Genomic DNA, 14,738 nt, shown 5'->3' on the forward strand with positions numbered 1-14,738 from the left:
CGAAGGCGGCCGTACCGTTGGCGCTGGTGTTGTTACCGAAATCGAAGAATAATCTTCGAAATAATCTTTAAAGCCCAAGCGAGGGGCTTGACAAAAGCCCCTCACTTCTTTATGTTATTATGGGCCCGCGATGAGGCAAGAGATGGCTTCCGCCCGAGAGGTCAGGAAGGGAACTTTTGCTGAGTATGTCCGTTCATTGAAACGTGGCGATTGGAGGAATTAAGCACAATGGCAAAGACTCAAAAAATCCGTATACGCCTGAAAGCGTATGACTACAAAGCACTGGACCTGAGCGCTTCCAAGATTGTGGAAACGGCAAAACGTACCGGTGCACAGGTTTCTGGTCCGATTCCGCTTCCTACGGAAAAGAACATCTACACGATCCTGCGTTCCCCTCATGTCAACAAGGACTCCCGTGAACAGTTCGAAATGAGAACCCACAAGAGACTCGTTGATATCCTGGAACCGACACCTAAGACGATCGACGCACTGACCCGCTTGGATCTTCCTGCTGGTGTAGATATTGAGATCAAAGCGTAAGGAGGTGCGATGATGGCTAGAGGAATCTTAGGTAAAAAATTAGGCATGACCCAGATTTTCGAAGCTGACGGTACGCTCGTCCCTGTAACCGTTGTTGAAGCAGGTCCCTGCGTGGTGCTTGCCAACAAGACGGAAGAGACGGACGGCTATAACGCCATTCAGCTCGGATTTGGTGATATCAAAGAAAAACACGTTAATAAACCCATGAAGGGTTTCTTCGACAAGGCTGGTGTCGCTCCTGTCAAATTCGTACGGGAATTCCGTCTTGCTGAAGCTTCTGAATATAAAGTCGGCGATAAGATTGCAGCTGACATCTTTGCAGCTGGTGATCTCGTTGACGCCATCGGCGTTTCCCGCGGTAAGGGCTTCGCTGGTACGATTGAACGCCACAACTTCGCTCGTGGTCCTATGAAACACGGTTCCAAGAGCCACCGTGAACCGGGCTCCAACGGTCCGATGCATTCCGGTCCTGGCGGACGTGTAATCAAAGGCAAGAAGCTTCCTGGCCGCCTGGGTGGTCAGAGTGCGACCGTTCAAAGACTGACGATTGCCAAAGTGGATGCAGAACGCAACCTCATCATGGTCAAGGGTTCTGTTCCTGGTGCCGCTGGTACCTTCCTGATGCTTAGAGACACGGTTCGCCCCGTTGTCAAAAAAGCTGACAAGAAATAATTCGAAAGGAGGGCGTTACAATGCCGAAAGTTGCAATTTACGATCTGACCGGTAAAAAGACCGGTGAAGAAATAGAATTGATGGATTACGTCTTTGGCGTAGAATTCAACGAAGCCGTTGTCCACCAGGCTGTTGTTATGCAGCAAGCCAATGAACGTCAAGGCACCCATGCTACCAAAACCCGCGGTATGGTCCGTGGTGGCGGCAGAAAGCCTTGGAAACAGAAAGGTACTGGCCGTGCCCGTGCCGGTTCCGTTCGTTCCCCTCTGTGGGTCGGCGGCGGTACCATCTTTGGACCGAGTCCCCGCAGCCATGCTATCGATATGCCCCGTAAAGCCCGTCGCCTTGCTATCCGCTGCGCACTGAGCTCCAAGGTTGCCGATGGCTCCCTCGTTATCGTTGATGGTCTTTCCTTTGCCGATAACAAAACCAAGAACACCGTTGAAATGCTCAAAGGCTTCGAAGCTTCTAATAAGAAAGCCCTGATCATCACGGACGGTGAAAACGAAAACGTTGAACTTTCTTCCCGCAACATTGAGAAAGTCAAGGCACTCAGCAACGACTGCCTGAATGTTTTCGACATCCTGAATGCAGAAAAAGTACTGCTGGCCAAAGATGCCGTAGCTAGAATTGAGGAGGTGCTCGCATAATGGCTGCTAATCCTCGCGACATCATCATTAGACCTATCGTTACCGAAAAGACTTCTGATATGATGAAGGACAACAAATATACTTTCCAGGTAGCTATGGGAGCTAACAAGACAGAAATCCGCCAAGCCATTGAAGCCATCTTCAATGTCAAGGTTGTTAACGTCAACACTGTCCGCGTTGAAGGCAAGAAAAAACGTATGGGCAGATTTGAAGGTAAGCGTTCCGATTACAAGAAAGCAATTGTAAAGCTCGCTAGTGGCAATACGATTCCGCTCTTCGAAGGAATGTAATTCGTCTAAGGAGGTCAAAACATGGCTATTAAAAGCTTTAATCCGTATTCTCCTTCTAGACGCAGCATGACTGTGTCCACCTTTGAAGAGATTACGACGGATAAGCCCCATCGCCCTTTGGTTGTCAAACTGAACAAGCATGCCGGCCGCAACTACACCGGTAAGACCACGGTCCGTCATCAGGGCGGCGGCCACAAGAGACAATATCGTATCATCGATTTCAAACGTACGAAGGACAATATCCCGGCTAAAGTGGCTACGATCGAATACGATCCTAACCGTTCTGCCAACATTGCCCTTTTGAACTATGCTGACGGCGAAAAACGCTACATCCTGGCTCCTCAGGGCCTGAAGGTCGGCGATGTCGTCGTAAGCGGTCCCGAAGCTGATATCAAGGTCGGCAACACGCTGCCGCTCCTCAATATCCCCCTTGGTACCATGGTCCACAACGTCGAAATGAAAATCGGCAAAGGTGGTCAGCTTGGCCGTTCTGCTGGCGCTGGTATCCAGCTCATGGCTAAGGAAGGCAGCTATGCCCTGCTCCGTCTCCCCTCTGGTGAGCTCCGTCAGGTCCACATCAACTGCCGTGCAACCATCGGCGAAATCGGCAACCTGGATCACGAAAACCTGACCCTTGGTAAAGCCGGCCGTTCCCGTTGGCTTGGTGTCCGTCCTGCTAACCGCGGTGTTGCGATGAACCCGAACGACCATCCGCATGGCGGTGGTGAAGGTCACTCCCCTGTTGGTCGTAAGCGTCCTGTTACTCCTTGGGGCAAGAGTGCTTTTGGTACTCGTACCCGGAAGAACAAGAAAGCTTCCAGCAAACTGATCCTGAAACGCAGAACGAAATAACCAAGTACTGGGAAAGGAGGCATAACCCGTGTCCAGATCTGTAAAAAAAGGACCGTACGTCCAGGAAAGCCTGAAAAAGAAAATTGATGCCCTGAATGCTGCAGGGGAAAAGAAAGTCGTCAAGACTTGGAGCCGCAGCTCTACGATTCTCCCTGAATTCCTGGGGCATACCATTGCTGTTCATGACGGCCGCAAACATGTTCCCGTCTACATTACGGAAGATATGGTTGGCCATAAACTCGGCGAATTTGCACCGACCCGCCTCTTCAGAGGCCATGGTGATAAAGCGGCTGCTGTCGCTGGTAAATAATTAGGGGAAGGAGGAACCATACGATGGAAGAAGCTAAGGCTGTTGCCAAATATATCCGCATCGCACCGCGCAAACTGCGCATTGTGATCAACCTCATCCGCGGTAAGTCCGTGAACGAAGCATTCGCAATCCTCAAGTACACCCCTAAGGTTGGTTCTGAAGTGATTGAGAAGGTGCTTCGCTCGGCTGTTGCCAATGCGGAACATAATTTCGACATGAACGTTGATAATCTGGTAGTGTCCAGCGCATTTGTGGACCAGGGTCCGACCATGAAAAGAATTCATCCACGCTCCCGTGGACAGGCATTCAAGATCCTGAAACGCTCCAGTCACGTGACTGTTGCTGTATCCGAAAAATAATCATCCTGTCAGAAGGAGGGAATGAATAGTGGGTCAGAAAGTTAATCCACATGGTTTTAGGGTTGGCGTAATCGATGATTGGGATTCCAAGTGGTTCGCCGACAAAGACTATCAAAAATATCTTTTGGAAGATATCAAAATCCGTGAATTCATTAAAGATAAACAGTTCCAGGCTGGCATTTCCCGTGTAGCCATCGAAAGAACCGAACAAAAGATGCGTATTTCCATCTACACGGCTAAACCGGGTATTGTCATTGGCCGTCAGGGCAGCAATATTGAGCTCCTCAAGAAGGATCTTGCTAAACTGACTGACAGCAAACTGGACATCAACATCATCGAGGTCAAATCCCCCGATATGGACGCTACCCTCGTTGCTGAAAACGTAGCTGGCCAGCTGGAACGCCGTATCGCTTTCCGCCGTGCCATGAAACAGTGCGTAGGCCGTACCATGCGCTTGGGTGCAAAAGGAATCAAGATCACCTGCTCCGGCCGTCTTGGCGGTGCTGAAATTGCCCGTACCGAATCTTATCGTGACGGCAGCATTCCCCTGCACACCCTGCGTGCCAACATTGACTATGGTACTGCTGAAGCCCATACCACCTATGGCCGCATCGGCATCAAGGTATGGATCTATAAAGGTGAAGTTCTCCCGACTGTGAAAGCAGCCGCTAAGAAAGAAGCTCCTGAAGGGCAAGAAGGAGGGGCGAAATAATGTTATTACCAAAGAGAGTACAGCATCGTAAACAACATAGAGGACGCATGAAGGGCCGCGCAATGCGTGGTAATCGTGTAGCACACGGCGAGTATGGTTTGGTCGCCCTGGAACCGTCCTGGATCACCAACCGTCAGATCGAGGCTGCCCGTATTGCTATGACCCGTTACATCAAACGTGGCGGTCAAGTCTGGATCCAGATTTTCCCGGACAAACCTGTCACCGCTAAAGCCGCTGGCTCCCGTATGGGTAGTGGTAAAGGTTCCCCTGAATACTGGGTTGCCGTTGTCAAACCGGGCCGCGTGATGTTCGAAATGGCTGGCGTAACGGAAGAAGTTGCTCGCGAAGCGATGCGTCTTGCTGGCAACAAACTGCCGATCAAGACCCGTTTTGTTAGCAAGGAACAGCTGGATGCCGAAGTCACCGCGCGTGAAAATGGAGTAGGTGGTGAAGCTTAATGAAAACTAAAGAAATCAGAGAAATGTCTGGCAGCGATCTCGATGCAAAGCTGGCCGGCTTGAAAGACGAACTTTTCAACCTGCGTTTTCAAATGGCGACGGGACAACTGGAAAACCCCATGAAGATCCGTGAAGTCAAGAAGTCCATCGCCCAGATCAAAACGATCCAGAGAGAACGCGAGATTAACTCCTGATTGGAGTTATACCTAAGCGAAGGAGGCAACATTTCGTGGCTGAAGAAAGAAACATGCGTGTTACGCGTACGGGCAAAGTCGTTAGCGACAAGATGCAAAAGACCGTAGTGGTCGCCATCGAACGTCTGGTTCAGCATCCCCTCTATAAAAAAGGCGTAATGCATACCATCAAATTGAAGGCTCATGACGAAAACAACGATGCACATGTTGGTGATACCGTTAAGATTGCGCAGACCCGTCCTTTGTCCAAGGATAAGTGCTGGCGTGTCGTTGAAATCGTTGAACGCGCAAAATAAGATTGACTGATAGACTGCTGGGCAGTCTTGCTCAGCAAGGGAGGTAAACCATGATTCAACAACAGACGGTGCTGAATGTTGGCGACAATACCGGTGCCAAGAAGATTATGTGTATCCGCGTATTGGGCGGTTCTTATCGTAGATACGCCAATATCGGCGATGTGATTGTAGCTGCTGTTAAGGATGCAACACCCGGTGGCGTTGTCCAAAAAGGTCAAGTCGTAAAGGCCGTTGTCGTCCGTTCCGTCAAAGGCACTCGCCGTGCTGACGGTTCCTACATTCGTTTCGACGAAAACGCAGCTGTCGTTATCAAAGACGACAAGAGCCCGGTGGGCACTCGTATTTTTGGACCAGTTGCACGTGAACTTCGTGAAAAAGATTACATGAAGATCATTTCCCTGGCCCCGGAAGTACTCTAAGAAGGAGGTATCGCGAACATGACCAAATTACACGTAAGAAAAGGCGATACCGTTGTGGTACTCGCCGGCAAAGATAAAGGCAAGGAAGGCAAAGTTGTAGCTGCTTTCCCTAAAAAAGGCAAAGTTACCGTTGAAGGCGTCAGCGTTGTGAAGCGCCACAGCAAACCGAGCCAGAAAAACCCGCAGGGCGGCATTGTGGAAAAGGAATCCCCGATTTCTTCTTCCAACGTCATGATTGTCTGCCCGGCTTGCAAGAAACCGACCCGTATTAAGAAAGTGGCTGTTGGTGACGGATTCGCCAGAGCTTGCAAGAAATGCGGCGAAGTCATCGATAAATAATACGGGAAGGAGGAGAACAAATGGCAACCAGATTGCAAGAAAAATACACTTCCGAAGTCTGCAAAGGCTTAATGGAAAAGTTCAATTATAAGAATGTCAACGAACTTCCGAAACTGGAAAAAGTTGTCATCAACATTGGCTGCGGCGATGCTGTCACCAACAGCAAAGCCATTGATTCCGCAGTTGAGGACCTGACTGTTATTTCCGGCCAGAAACCCCTCATCACGAAAGCCAAGAAATCCATCGCTGCTTTCAAACTGCGTGAAGGCATGCCCATTGGTGTCAAGGTTACGCTCCGCGGCAGCCGCATGTATGAATTCCTTGATAAATTCATGAACATCGCTCTTCCTCGTGTCCGTGACTTCCGTGGTGTCAATCCCCAGTCCTTTGACGGTCGTGGCAACTACTCCATCGGCCTCAAGGAACAGCTGATTTTCCCGGAAATCGACTATGATAAGGTTGATAAAGTCCGCGGCATGGACGTAATCATCGTTACGACGGCTAAGAGTGACGAAGAAGGCAGAGAGCTCTTGAGACTGCTCGGTATGCCGTTCAGTGCGTAAGGAGGAGTAAAACCGTGGCAAAGACCGCATTGATTGAGAAATGGAAAGCGGAACCTAAGTTCAAGGTTCGTCAATATAACCGCTGCAAGATTTGTGGCAGACCGCACGCTTACATGCGCAAGTTCGGCATTTGCCGTATCTGCTTCCGGAAATACGCTTATGAAGGCGCTATCCCCGGTGTTAAAAAAGCAAGCTGGTAAGAGCGCAAATTCAGGAAGGAGGATATTCGCAAATGACTATGACTGATCCGATTGCCGATATGCTTACGCGCATCCGTAATGCAAACTCGGTTCATCACGATAAAGTTGAAATCCCCTGTTCCAAAATCAAGACTGCCATTGCAGAGATTTTGAAGAACGAAGGTTTCATCAAAGATTTCGAAGTCGTTCCCGGAAAGCATCAAGATGTGATCCGCGTACTTCTGAAATATGGTCCGAACAAGGAACATGTTATTTCCGGCATTAAACGTATCTCCAAACCCGGCCTCCGGGTTTACTCCCAGAAAGACCAGCTGCCTCGCGTACTGGGTGGCCTGGGGATCGCTGTTATCTCCACCAGCAAGGGCATGATGACTGACAAGGCTGCCCGCAAGGCTGGACTTGGCGGCGAAGTCATCGCTTACGTTTGGTAAGATCATCCTAGGACCGGAGGTGCTTATAAGTGTCAAGAATTGGTAAGAATCCGATTACCGTCCCTGATAAGGTTACGGTAACCGTGAACGATAATCTGGTCACCGTCAAGGGACCGAAAGGCGAACTTTCCCGCCAGATCAACAAAGAAATTAGCGTGGAACTCAAAGACGGCGTCATCACCGTGACCCGCCCCAGCGATGATAAGACCCATCGCTCTCTCCACGGCCTGTCCCGTACCTTGATCAACAACATGATCATCGGTGTTACGGAAGGCTATTCCAAGAGCCTGGAAATTCAGGGTGTTGGTTACCGTGCTGCTAAACAGGGCAAGGCCATCAGCTTTACGCTCGGCTTCTCCCATCCCTGCGTCATGGAACCGCCCGAAGGCATCACCTTTGATGTTCCTGGTCCGAGCCAGATCGTTGTATCCGGTATCGACAAGGAAAAAGTGGGTGCTGTTGCCGCTGAAATCCGCAGCCTGCGTGCTCCTGAACCTTATAAAGGCAAAGGGATCCGTTACGTTGGCGAACATATCATCCGCAAGGTTGGTAAAGCGGGCGCCAAAGGCAAGAAGTAATTTCTAGAAGGAAGGAGTGAATCTCTTGCTGAACAAGAAAGATAAGAACGCTGCACGTCAGAAACGTCACGTGCGCATGCGCAGAAATATTGTGGGTACTGCTGAAAGACCCCGTTTTAACGTATATCGCTCCCTGAGCAACATCTATGCTCAGATCATCAACGATGAAACCGGCGAAACCCTCGTCGCTGCTTCCACGGTTGAAAAGGCCAACAAAGAAAACTACGGCGGCAACATCGAAGCAGCCAAGGTTGTTGGTGCTGAAATCGCCAAGAAAGCCCTTGAAAAAGGGATCAAGACCGTTGTGTTTGACCGTGGTGGTTACCTGTACCATGGCCGCGTAGCTGCTCTTGCAGAAGCTGCTCGCGAAGCTGGCCTGGAATTTTAACAGAGGGAGGACATTTAAGTGGCTAATTTTGAAAAACAAGATGACGGCTTCAAAGAAAGAGTCGTCTTCATTAACCGCGTAGCTAAAGTCGTCAAAGGCGGACGTCGTTTCTCCTTCTCTGCTTTGGTTGTTGTCGGCGACGAAAATGGCAAAGTTGGCATGGGCATGGGCAAAGCTGCCGAAGTGCCTGAAGCCATCCGTAAGGGTGTGGAAGATGCCAAGAAGAACCTCATCACGGTTCCGATGAAGGGCTCCACCATTCCTCATGAAATCATCGGCATCTTTGGTGCTGGCCGCGTCCTTCTGAAACCGGCTGCCCCTGGTACCGGTGTTATCGCCGGCGGCCCGGTCCGTGCCGTCCTGGAACTGGCTGGTGTCAAAGACATCCTCACCAAATCCCAGGGAACTTCCAACCCGAACAACGTTGTTCGCGCAACGCTGGAAGGCCTGAAGCTCCTGAAAAATGCTGCAGATGTTGCTGCCCTGCGCGGTAAGACTGTAGAAGAATTGTTAGGCTAAGGAGGACAGCGAGATGGCACAAGTTAAAATCACGCTTACCCGTAGCTTGATTGGTTATCCGAAAGACCAGCGCGCAACCGTTAAGGCCCTGGGCTTGGGTAAGATCCGTACCAGTGTTGTAAAAGAAGATAGTGCTTCCCTCCGTGGTATGCTCCACAAGGTTGCACATCTTGTTGAAGTCGAAGAAGTCAAGGCTTAAGGAGGGCTTGCGATGTATCTGCATGAATTAGCACCCGCTCCTGGCTCCAAGAAATCCCGCGTCCGTGTTGGCCGTGGTCTTGGTTCCGGACTGGGCAAGACATCCGGTAAAGGCCAAAAAGGTCAGAAATCCCGTAGTGGCGGGGTAAAGCGTCCTGGATTCGAAGGTGGCCAGAAGCCGTTATACCTGCGTCTGCCGAAACGCGGTTTCTACAATAAATTCGGCGCTCATTACACCGTTGTAAATGTCGAGGAACTGAATCGCTTTGACGACGGCGCAGTGGTCGATCCTGTATCCCTTATCGAAGAAGGTATCGTCAAGAACGTCCGCGACGGTATCCGCATCCTCGGTAACGGCGAACTTACGAAGAAGCTCACCGTCAAGGCTTGTGGCTTCAGCAAGACCGCAGAGGAAAAGATCGTTGCTGCCGGCGGTAAAGTAGAGGTGATCTAATTGGCTTCAGCCCTTGATAACCTGATGCAGGCTACAGAACTCCGAAAGAAGTTGTCTTTTACACTTGCGATGTTCATAGTATTCAGGGCTGGAACGCAAATCCCCGTTCCGGGGGTCAACGCAGCCATGATCGAACAGCTTTTCAATAACGGAAACCTGTTCGGGCTGCTCGACTTGTTCTCCGGCGGCGCACTCAGCAAATTTTCAATATTTGCTATGAGCATTACTCCTTATATCAATGCGTCGATCATCACTCAGCTTTTGACCGTGGTCATCCCGACCTTGGAAGAATGGTCCAAGGAAGGAGCGGAGGGCGCCAAAAAGATCAACAAGATCAACCGCTACGCAGCCGTTGTTCTTGGTGTGATCCAGGCAATCGGCATGGCCTATGGCCTCCGCGTTGCCGTCAATAACCCGACTTTCTTCTCCTACCTCACCATTGTCGTCTCCCTGACGGCAGGTACGATTCTCCTCATGTGGATCGGTGAGCAAATTACGGCGCGAGGGATCGGAAACGGGATCTCGCTGATCATTTTCGCTGGTATCATTTCAAGGCTTCCGAGTGGAATGGCCGTTATGTACCGGTACTTACAAGCCGGAACCATCAACATCTTCAATCTCCTGATTTTCGCAGTCCTGGCCGTACTCATGGTGATGTTTGTCGTAGCGATCACCGTCGCTTACCGCAAGATTCCCGTCCAGTACGCCAAGCGCGTTGTTGGGCGCAAGATGTACGGTGGCCATACGACCTATATTCCGCTTAAGGTCAACCAAGCCGGTGTCATGCCTATCATCTTCGCCTCTTCCGTATTGATGTTTCCTGTAACGATTGCCCAGTTCATCCAGGTTCCCTGGGTGCAGAAGGTAGCCAGCTATCTCCAATGGGGCACTCCGCTGCAGACAACACTGTACGTACTGCTCATCCTGTTCTTTACTTACTTCTATACGGCAGTAAGCCTCAACATCCCTGAGATGTGCGACAACATCAAGAAGTATGGCGGGTTCATCCCGGGCCTTCGTCCTGGCAAGCCGACCATTGCTTACCTTGATAAGATCATGAACAGGATCACCTTGGCAGGGGCCGTATTCCTCGCCTTCATTGCGGTGATGCCAAACATCATCGTGTGGCTGACGGGAATCTCCGGCATCTACTTTGGCGGTACGGCACTCCTCATCGTTGTTGGTGTTGCCCTCGATACGATGAAGCAGGTTGAATCCATGGTACTGATGCGTCATTACCAAGGCTTCATGAAATAGGAGAGAAAATATGCATATTCTTTTAATGGGACCTCCCGGCGCAGGCAAGGGAACCCAAGCAGAAAAATTAGTTGCCGACTTCCCAATTCCCCATATTTCCACGGGAGATATGTTCCGTGCGGCTGTGAAAAATGGAACGGAACTGGGCAAGGAAGCCAAGAAATATATGGACGCCGGCGGACTGGTGCCCGACGAAGTCACCATTGGAATCGTACGGGAACGCCTGAGCCAGCCGGACTGTGTCAAAGGATTCATCCTGGATGGATTCCCACGCACGAAGGAACAGGCTGCTGCTCTTGATGACATCCTGAAGGACCTCAAGATCGAGCTTGACGCCGCTGTGAACATTGCTGTTCCCGACGCCGACCTTGTCAGCCGCGTAACGGGCCGCCGCATCTGCAAGGCCTGTGGCGCAACCTTCCATGTCACCTTCAATCCCCCCAAAAAGGAAAATGTCTGTGACAAATGCGGCGGATCCCTCTACCAGCGGGATGATGACAAGGAAACGACTGTAAAGAAACGTTTGGAAGCGTATCATAGCCAAACAGCTCCTCTGATTGCGTATTACAAAGCTGCCGGCGTGTACAAGGAAATCGATGGCACCCAGCCCATTGACAAGGTCTATGCTGACGTTGTCAAGGCTGTAAAGGGTAAGTAAGGAGGCAGGATTGTGTCGAAACAAGATGCTATTGAAGTAGAAGGTACGGTCCTTGAATCCCTGCCTAATGCCATGTTCCGGGTCAAACTGGAAAATGACCACGAAATCCTTGCCCACATTTCTGGCAAAATACGTATGAACTTTATTAAGATCCTCCCTGGCGATAAGGTTACCGTCGAACTGACGCCTTATGACCTCAACCGGGGCCGGATTACTTATCGGTTTAAATAAGAGGATTGGCAAGAGGAGGTTCAGCAACAATGAAAGTTAGACCGTCTGTAAAACGCATTTGCGAAAAATGCAAGATCATTAAGCGCAAAGGCCGCGTTATGGTCATTTGCGAAAACCCGAAACATAAACAAAGACAAGGTTAAGAAGGAGGTGCTTTGAATAATGGCTCGTATCGCCGGTGTAGATTTGCCGAGAGATAAGCGTGTTGAATATGCTCTGCCGTATATTTACGGTATTGGCCTGACCCTTTCCCGCGAAATCCTGGAAAAGACTGGGATCAACCCGGATACCCGTGTCCGTGACCTGACGGAAGCTGAAATCGCAAAGCTTCGTGAGCTCCTGGATCACGAATATAAAGTAGAAGGTGACCTCCGCCGTGAGGAATCCCTGAACATCAAGCGTCTGGTGGAAATTGGCTGCTATCGTGGCCGTCGCCACAGAGCAGGTCTGCCTGTTCGTGGTCAGAACACCAAGAACAACGCCCGTACTCGCAAAGGCCCCAAGAACGTTGGCGGCAAGAAGAAATAATCGTAAGGAGGGATCAGACGAGTGGCTGGTAAGAAAGTTGTCCGTAACAAACGGAAAGTAAGCAAAAACATTGAAGCTGGTGTGGCACATATTCGTTCCACCTTTAATAACACCATCGTAACGATTTCCGATACGACCGGTGCAGTCCTCAGCTGGGCATCCGCAGGCGGCATGGGCTTCCGCGGTTCCCGTAAGAGCACTCCCTTCGCAGCTCAGATGGCTGCTGAAACGGCTGCCAAAGCCGCTATGGAACATGGCCTGAAGAGAATCGAAGTCTTCGTCAAGGGCCCGGGTGCTGGCCGTGAAGCCGCAATCCGTGCACTGCAGGCCGCAGGTCTCGAAGTTGAATCCATCAAGGACGTAACTCCGATCCCGCATAACGGCTGCCGTCCGCCTAAACGCAGAAGAGTATAATGGAGGTGAAGTGTTAGATGGCTATTGATAAGACTCCTGTTCTGAAAAGATGCAGATCCTTGGGCATGTCTCCGGCTTTCGTCGGTGTGATGAAGGAATCTCACCGTCAGCCGAAACGTCAGTTCAAGAAGAAGAGCGAATACGGTATGCAGCTGGCTGAAAAACAGAAAGCCAAGTTCATCTATGGCGTTCTGGAAAAACAGTTCCGCGGCTACTATGAAAAAGCAAAGAAAATGGAAGGCATCGCTGGTACCAACCTGCTGATCCTTCTGGAACGCAGACTGGACAACGTTGTGTACCGTCTGGGTCTTGCTCGTACGCGCCGTCAGGCTCGTCAGCTCGTTACCCATGGTCACATTGCCGTAAACGGCAAGCGCCTGGACATCCCCTCTGCGCTCGTCAAAGCCGGTGATGTTGTTTCCGTTATGGAAGGAAGCCGCAGCTCCGCTTACTTCAAAGGTATGGCAGAAACCCTCGGCAAGAGCGCTGTTCCTGCTTGGATCTCTGTGGACGGACAGAACCTCAGCGGAAAGGTTGACCGTCTGCCTGTTCGTGATGAAATCGATGTTCCTATCGAAGAACAGCTCATCATCGAACTGTACTCCAAGTAATCTTATACTGTTCTCCACAATAGATACTGCGTATTGTGGTAATGCGCAAAAGGAGGCTTCCGCATGAAGGAAATTGAAAAACCGAGCCTTGTTATCGACGAAATTTCCCCTGATGGACGATACGGAAAGTTTGTCTGGGAACCTTTGGAACGTGGATACGGTATTACCTTAGGCAACAGCCTGCGTCGTGTGCTCCTGTCCTCCCTGTCCGGCATGGCCGTCACGGGAATCAAGATCGATGGTGTGCTCCATGAGTTCTCCACCATCGAGGGGGTACGGGAAGACGTCGCAGATATCGTTTTAAATATCAAAGCCTTGTGCTTCAAGGTGAACCTGGATGACCAGGGCACCTATGAACCCAAGACTTTCTATATCAAGAAGTCCGGCGAAGGTGAAGTGACCGGTGCCGACATCATTACCGACCAGGATACGGAAGTTCTGAATCCGGAGCTGCACATTGCAACCCTCGACAAGAACGCCAACCTGAATATGGAAATCTATGTCGATATCGGACGCGGCTACGTCTCAGCTGATAAGAACAAATCCAAGGATCAGCCCATTGGATTCATTCCTGTCGACTCCATCTATTCTCCAATCACGCGCGTCAAGTTTGGCGTCACCGACACTCGTGTCGGCAACGTCACCAACTATGACCGCCTGACCCTGGAAGTTTGGACCGACGGCAGCTTGGGACCGGATGAAGCCGTGACGAGTGCTGCTGAAATCCTGATCAACTACCTGGCCCTCTTCAAGACCACCAATGTTCCCAAAATCCAGGGGAGCGAAGAAAGTGGCAAACCCGATGAGGAAGGAACGAAATCGTCCGTGCTCCAGATGTCCATTGACGATCTGGACCTCACCGTCCGTTCCAACAATTGCCTCAGACGGGCCGGCATCAACACGGTAGAGGATATCATCAACAAGACGGAAGACGAGCTCATTTGCGTCCGTAACCTCGGAAGCAAATCCTTGGAAGAAGTCAAGAATAAGATTGAGGAACTGGGCCTTCACCTGCGCAGCTCCGACGAAGAATAATAGGAGGAAGACGAAACATGGCATACAGAAAATTGGGCCGCAGCTCCAGCAACCGGAAAGCGCTGTTCCGTAGCGTCCTGACCGCCTTCTTCAAAAACGAGAGAATTGAGACCACTGAAACCAAAGCCAAGGAAATCAGCGGTCTGGCAGAAAAACTCATTACGACGGCCAAAACCGATGATCTGGCTAGCCGCCGTAAAGTTCTGGCCTTCCTCGTAGATGAAGAAGCCACGAAGAAACTCTTCGAAGTCATTGCCCCGAAATACAAGGAACGCAATGGCGGTTACACCCGCATCTACAAGACCAGCCCTCGCCGCGGCGATGCTGCTGATATGGCCATTCTGGAACTCATCTGATTGGGTCTCAAGGCATAAAAAACAACCCCTGCAGCCATAAAGCTGCAGGGGTTGTTTTTATGCTCGGCGCAGAAATCGGGTTGATTTGATGCAGTGGTGCTGTGATGCTAAAAGCCTCGAAGGAACTGAAAGGGGCGGTCCCAAACCGCCCTTCGGGAGGGGGCGGAACTTAATCGGTTCTTTGTCAAATTTTGGGGTGCTAAAGTGTCTATGCACTCCTGGAGAG

30 protein-coding genes are annotated in these 14,738 nt (G+C 50.7%); all 30 read left to right on the forward strand.

The window, feature by feature from the left end; all coding sequences use genetic code 11:
- Positions 1 to 228: 228 nt before the first annotated feature.
- The 30 genes from rpsJ (at position 229) to rplQ (ending at position 14,512) form a co-directional block, all read left to right on the forward strand.
- Positions 229 to 540, forward strand: a complete 312-nt coding sequence (gene rpsJ, locus DW817_RS10190) for a 30S ribosomal protein S10 (protein ID WP_009015390.1) — start codon at positions 229 to 231, stop codon at positions 538 to 540.
- Between the two features lie 12 nt (positions 541 to 552).
- Positions 553 to 1,212, forward strand: a complete 660-nt coding sequence (gene rplC / locus DW817_RS10195; protein WP_009015389.1) for a 50S ribosomal protein L3 — start codon at positions 553 to 555, stop codon at positions 1,210 to 1,212.
- 20 nt (positions 1,213 to 1,232) lie between these two features.
- Complete coding sequence (gene rplD / locus DW817_RS10200; RefSeq protein WP_009015388.1) at positions 1,233 to 1,862, forward strand: 50S ribosomal protein L4; 630 nt, start codon at positions 1,233 to 1,235, stop codon at positions 1,860 to 1,862.
- A complete protein-coding gene (rplW, locus tag DW817_RS10205) occupies positions 1,862 to 2,152 on the forward strand; it encodes a 50S ribosomal protein L23 (RefSeq protein WP_009015387.1) in 291 nt (96 codons plus the stop codon). The genes rplD and rplW overlap by 1 nt, the downstream gene beginning before the upstream one ends.
- Before the next feature lie 21 nt (positions 2,153 to 2,173).
- A complete protein-coding gene (rplB, locus tag DW817_RS10210) occupies positions 2,174 to 3,004 on the forward strand; it encodes a 50S ribosomal protein L2 (RefSeq protein ID WP_009015386.1) in 831 nt (276 codons plus the stop codon).
- A 28-nt stretch (positions 3,005 to 3,032) separates the two neighbouring features.
- Positions 3,033 to 3,314: a 30S ribosomal protein S19 gene (rpsS, locus tag DW817_RS10215; protein ID WP_009015385.1), complete on the forward strand. Its 282-nt coding sequence runs from the start codon at positions 3,033 to 3,035 to the stop codon at positions 3,312 to 3,314.
- Between the two features lie 23 nt (positions 3,315 to 3,337).
- Complete coding sequence (rplV, locus tag DW817_RS10220; protein ID WP_009015384.1) at positions 3,338 to 3,673, forward strand: 50S ribosomal protein L22; 336 nt, start codon at positions 3,338 to 3,340, stop codon at positions 3,671 to 3,673.
- A gap of 28 nt (positions 3,674 to 3,701) precedes the next feature.
- Complete coding sequence (gene rpsC / locus DW817_RS10225; RefSeq protein ID WP_009015383.1) at positions 3,702 to 4,385, forward strand: 30S ribosomal protein S3; 684 nt, start codon at positions 3,702 to 3,704, stop codon at positions 4,383 to 4,385.
- On the forward strand, positions 4,385 to 4,843 hold the full coding sequence (gene rplP / locus DW817_RS10230; RefSeq protein ID WP_009015382.1) for a 50S ribosomal protein L16: 459 nt from the start codon (positions 4,385 to 4,387) through the stop codon (positions 4,841 to 4,843). Before rpsC ends, rplP begins: the two co-directional genes overlap by 1 nt.
- Positions 4,843 to 5,037: a 50S ribosomal protein L29 gene (rpmC, locus tag DW817_RS10235; RefSeq protein WP_009015381.1), complete on the forward strand. Its 195-nt coding sequence runs from the start codon at positions 4,843 to 4,845 to the stop codon at positions 5,035 to 5,037. Before rplP ends, rpmC begins: the two co-directional genes overlap by 1 nt.
- Positions 5,038 to 5,072: 35 nt before the next feature.
- Complete coding sequence (gene rpsQ / locus DW817_RS10240) at positions 5,073 to 5,333, forward strand: 30S ribosomal protein S17 (RefSeq protein WP_009015380.1); 261 nt, start codon at positions 5,073 to 5,075, stop codon at positions 5,331 to 5,333.
- A 50-nt stretch (positions 5,334 to 5,383) separates the two neighbouring features.
- Positions 5,384 to 5,752 carry a 50S ribosomal protein L14 gene (gene rplN, locus DW817_RS10245; RefSeq protein ID WP_009015379.1) on the forward strand — a complete coding sequence of 123 codons (369 nt, stop codon included), beginning with the start codon at positions 5,384 to 5,386 and terminating at the stop codon, positions 5,750 to 5,752.
- A gap of 18 nt (positions 5,753 to 5,770) precedes the next feature.
- Entirely contained in the window at positions 5,771 to 6,091 is a 321-nt protein-coding gene (rplX, locus tag DW817_RS10250; protein ID WP_009015378.1) for a 50S ribosomal protein L24, read from the forward strand.
- Between the two features lie 20 nt (positions 6,092 to 6,111).
- On the forward strand, positions 6,112 to 6,654 hold the full coding sequence (gene rplE, locus DW817_RS10255; RefSeq protein WP_009015377.1) for a 50S ribosomal protein L5: 543 nt from the start codon (positions 6,112 to 6,114) through the stop codon (positions 6,652 to 6,654).
- 14 nt (positions 6,655 to 6,668) lie between these two features.
- Positions 6,669 to 6,854 carry a type Z 30S ribosomal protein S14 gene (locus DW817_RS10260; RefSeq protein WP_009015376.1) on the forward strand — a complete coding sequence of 62 codons (186 nt, stop codon included), beginning with the start codon at positions 6,669 to 6,671 and terminating at the stop codon, positions 6,852 to 6,854.
- Positions 6,855 to 6,886: 32 nt separating this feature from the next.
- Entirely contained in the window at positions 6,887 to 7,285 is a 399-nt protein-coding gene (gene rpsH, locus DW817_RS10265) for a 30S ribosomal protein S8 (protein WP_009015375.1), read from the forward strand.
- A gap of 29 nt (positions 7,286 to 7,314) precedes the next feature.
- Positions 7,315 to 7,863: a 50S ribosomal protein L6 gene (gene rplF, locus DW817_RS10270; RefSeq protein ID WP_009015374.1), complete on the forward strand. Its 549-nt coding sequence runs from the start codon at positions 7,315 to 7,317 to the stop codon at positions 7,861 to 7,863.
- A gap of 25 nt (positions 7,864 to 7,888) precedes the next feature.
- The gene (gene rplR, locus DW817_RS10275) at positions 7,889 to 8,251 is read left to right on the forward strand and encodes a 50S ribosomal protein L18 (RefSeq protein WP_016459951.1); all 363 of its coding nucleotides are present in this window, start codon (positions 7,889 to 7,891) and stop codon (positions 8,249 to 8,251) included.
- A gap of 18 nt (positions 8,252 to 8,269) precedes the next feature.
- On the forward strand, positions 8,270 to 8,770 hold the full coding sequence (gene rpsE, locus DW817_RS10280; RefSeq protein ID WP_009015372.1) for a 30S ribosomal protein S5: 501 nt from the start codon (positions 8,270 to 8,272) through the stop codon (positions 8,768 to 8,770).
- Between the two features lie 13 nt (positions 8,771 to 8,783).
- Positions 8,784 to 8,969 carry a 50S ribosomal protein L30 gene (rpmD, locus tag DW817_RS10285; protein WP_009015371.1) on the forward strand — a complete coding sequence of 62 codons (186 nt, stop codon included), beginning with the start codon at positions 8,784 to 8,786 and terminating at the stop codon, positions 8,967 to 8,969.
- A gap of 12 nt (positions 8,970 to 8,981) precedes the next feature.
- The gene (rplO, locus tag DW817_RS10290; protein WP_009015370.1) at positions 8,982 to 9,422 is read left to right on the forward strand and encodes a 50S ribosomal protein L15; all 441 of its coding nucleotides are present in this window, start codon (positions 8,982 to 8,984) and stop codon (positions 9,420 to 9,422) included.
- On the forward strand, positions 9,423 to 10,679 hold the full coding sequence (gene secY, locus DW817_RS10295) for a preprotein translocase subunit SecY (RefSeq protein WP_009015369.1): 1,257 nt from the start codon (positions 9,423 to 9,425) through the stop codon (positions 10,677 to 10,679).
- Between the two features lie 10 nt (positions 10,680 to 10,689).
- Entirely contained in the window at positions 10,690 to 11,337 is a 648-nt protein-coding gene (locus tag DW817_RS10300; protein ID WP_009015368.1) for an adenylate kinase, read from the forward strand.
- A 12-nt stretch (positions 11,338 to 11,349) separates the two neighbouring features.
- Complete coding sequence (gene infA, locus DW817_RS10305; protein ID WP_009015367.1) at positions 11,350 to 11,568, forward strand: translation initiation factor IF-1; 219 nt, start codon at positions 11,350 to 11,352, stop codon at positions 11,566 to 11,568.
- Between the two features lie 29 nt (positions 11,569 to 11,597).
- Positions 11,598 to 11,711, forward strand: coding sequence for a 50S ribosomal protein L36 (rpmJ, locus tag DW817_RS10310; RefSeq protein ID WP_009015366.1), 114 nt, complete (start codon positions 11,598 to 11,600; stop codon positions 11,709 to 11,711).
- A gap of 19 nt (positions 11,712 to 11,730) precedes the next feature.
- Entirely contained in the window at positions 11,731 to 12,096 is a 366-nt protein-coding gene (rpsM, locus tag DW817_RS10315; RefSeq protein ID WP_009015365.1) for a 30S ribosomal protein S13, read from the forward strand.
- A 21-nt stretch (positions 12,097 to 12,117) separates the two neighbouring features.
- Positions 12,118 to 12,510, forward strand: coding sequence for a 30S ribosomal protein S11 (gene rpsK, locus DW817_RS10320; protein ID WP_009015364.1), 393 nt, complete (start codon positions 12,118 to 12,120; stop codon positions 12,508 to 12,510).
- Between the two features lie 17 nt (positions 12,511 to 12,527).
- On the forward strand, positions 12,528 to 13,121 hold the full coding sequence (gene rpsD, locus DW817_RS10325) for a 30S ribosomal protein S4 (protein ID WP_009015363.1): 594 nt from the start codon (positions 12,528 to 12,530) through the stop codon (positions 13,119 to 13,121).
- 63 nt (positions 13,122 to 13,184) lie between these two features.
- Positions 13,185 to 14,156: a DNA-directed RNA polymerase subunit alpha gene (locus tag DW817_RS10330; RefSeq protein WP_009015362.1), complete on the forward strand. Its 972-nt coding sequence runs from the start codon at positions 13,185 to 13,187 to the stop codon at positions 14,154 to 14,156.
- A 17-nt stretch (positions 14,157 to 14,173) separates the two neighbouring features.
- The gene (gene rplQ, locus DW817_RS10335) at positions 14,174 to 14,512 is read left to right on the forward strand and encodes a 50S ribosomal protein L17 (protein WP_009015361.1); all 339 of its coding nucleotides are present in this window, start codon (positions 14,174 to 14,176) and stop codon (positions 14,510 to 14,512) included.
- Positions 14,513 to 14,738 lie beyond the last annotated feature (226 nt).

Origin of the sequence: Acidaminococcus sp. AM33-14BH (assembly GCF_003603525.1) — a bacterium.
Classification (GTDB): domain Bacteria; phylum Bacillota; class Negativicutes; order Acidaminococcales; family Acidaminococcaceae; genus Acidaminococcus; species Acidaminococcus intestini.

Excerpts from the sequence above, each read along its gene's own strand:
- rpsJ (WP_009015390.1), top strand. The coding sequence starts at position 229 with ATGGCAAAGACTCAAAAAATCCGTATACGCCTGAAAGCGTATGACTAC.
- rplC (WP_009015389.1), top strand. The coding sequence starts at position 553 with ATGGCTAGAGGAATCTTAGGTAAAAAATTAGGCATGACCCAGATTTTC.
- rplD (WP_009015388.1), top strand. The coding sequence starts at position 1,233 with ATGCCGAAAGTTGCAATTTACGATCTGACCGGTAAAAAGACCGGTGAA.
- rplW (WP_009015387.1), top strand. The coding sequence starts at position 1,862 with ATGGCTGCTAATCCTCGCGACATCATCATTAGACCTATCGTTACCGAA.
- rplB (WP_009015386.1), top strand. The coding sequence starts at position 2,174 with ATGGCTATTAAAAGCTTTAATCCGTATTCTCCTTCTAGACGCAGCATG.
- rplV (WP_009015384.1), top strand. The coding sequence starts at position 3,338 with ATGGAAGAAGCTAAGGCTGTTGCCAAATATATCCGCATCGCACCGCGC.
- rplP (WP_009015382.1), top strand. The coding sequence starts at position 4,385 with ATGTTATTACCAAAGAGAGTACAGCATCGTAAACAACATAGAGGACGC.
- rpmC (WP_009015381.1), top strand. The coding sequence starts at position 4,843 with ATGAAAACTAAAGAAATCAGAGAAATGTCTGGCAGCGATCTCGATGCA.
- rplN (WP_009015379.1), top strand. The coding sequence starts at position 5,384 with ATGATTCAACAACAGACGGTGCTGAATGTTGGCGACAATACCGGTGCC.
- rplX (WP_009015378.1), top strand. The coding sequence starts at position 5,771 with ATGACCAAATTACACGTAAGAAAAGGCGATACCGTTGTGGTACTCGCC.
- rplE (WP_009015377.1), top strand. The coding sequence starts at position 6,112 with ATGGCAACCAGATTGCAAGAAAAATACACTTCCGAAGTCTGCAAAGGC.
- rpsH (WP_009015375.1), top strand. The coding sequence starts at position 6,887 with ATGACTATGACTGATCCGATTGCCGATATGCTTACGCGCATCCGTAAT.
- rpmD (WP_009015371.1), top strand. The coding sequence starts at position 8,784 with ATGGCACAAGTTAAAATCACGCTTACCCGTAGCTTGATTGGTTATCCG.
- rplO (WP_009015370.1), top strand. The coding sequence starts at position 8,982 with ATGTATCTGCATGAATTAGCACCCGCTCCTGGCTCCAAGAAATCCCGC.
- DW817_RS10300 (WP_009015368.1), top strand. The coding sequence starts at position 10,690 with ATGCATATTCTTTTAATGGGACCTCCCGGCGCAGGCAAGGGAACCCAA.
- rpmJ (WP_009015366.1), top strand. The coding sequence starts at position 11,598 with ATGAAAGTTAGACCGTCTGTAAAACGCATTTGCGAAAAATGCAAGATC.
- rpsM (WP_009015365.1), top strand. The coding sequence starts at position 11,731 with ATGGCTCGTATCGCCGGTGTAGATTTGCCGAGAGATAAGCGTGTTGAA.
- rpsD (WP_009015363.1), top strand. The coding sequence starts at position 12,528 with ATGGCTATTGATAAGACTCCTGTTCTGAAAAGATGCAGATCCTTGGGC.
- DW817_RS10330 (WP_009015362.1), top strand. The coding sequence starts at position 13,185 with ATGAAGGAAATTGAAAAACCGAGCCTTGTTATCGACGAAATTTCCCCT.
- rplQ (WP_009015361.1), top strand. The coding sequence starts at position 14,174 with ATGGCATACAGAAAATTGGGCCGCAGCTCCAGCAACCGGAAAGCGCTG.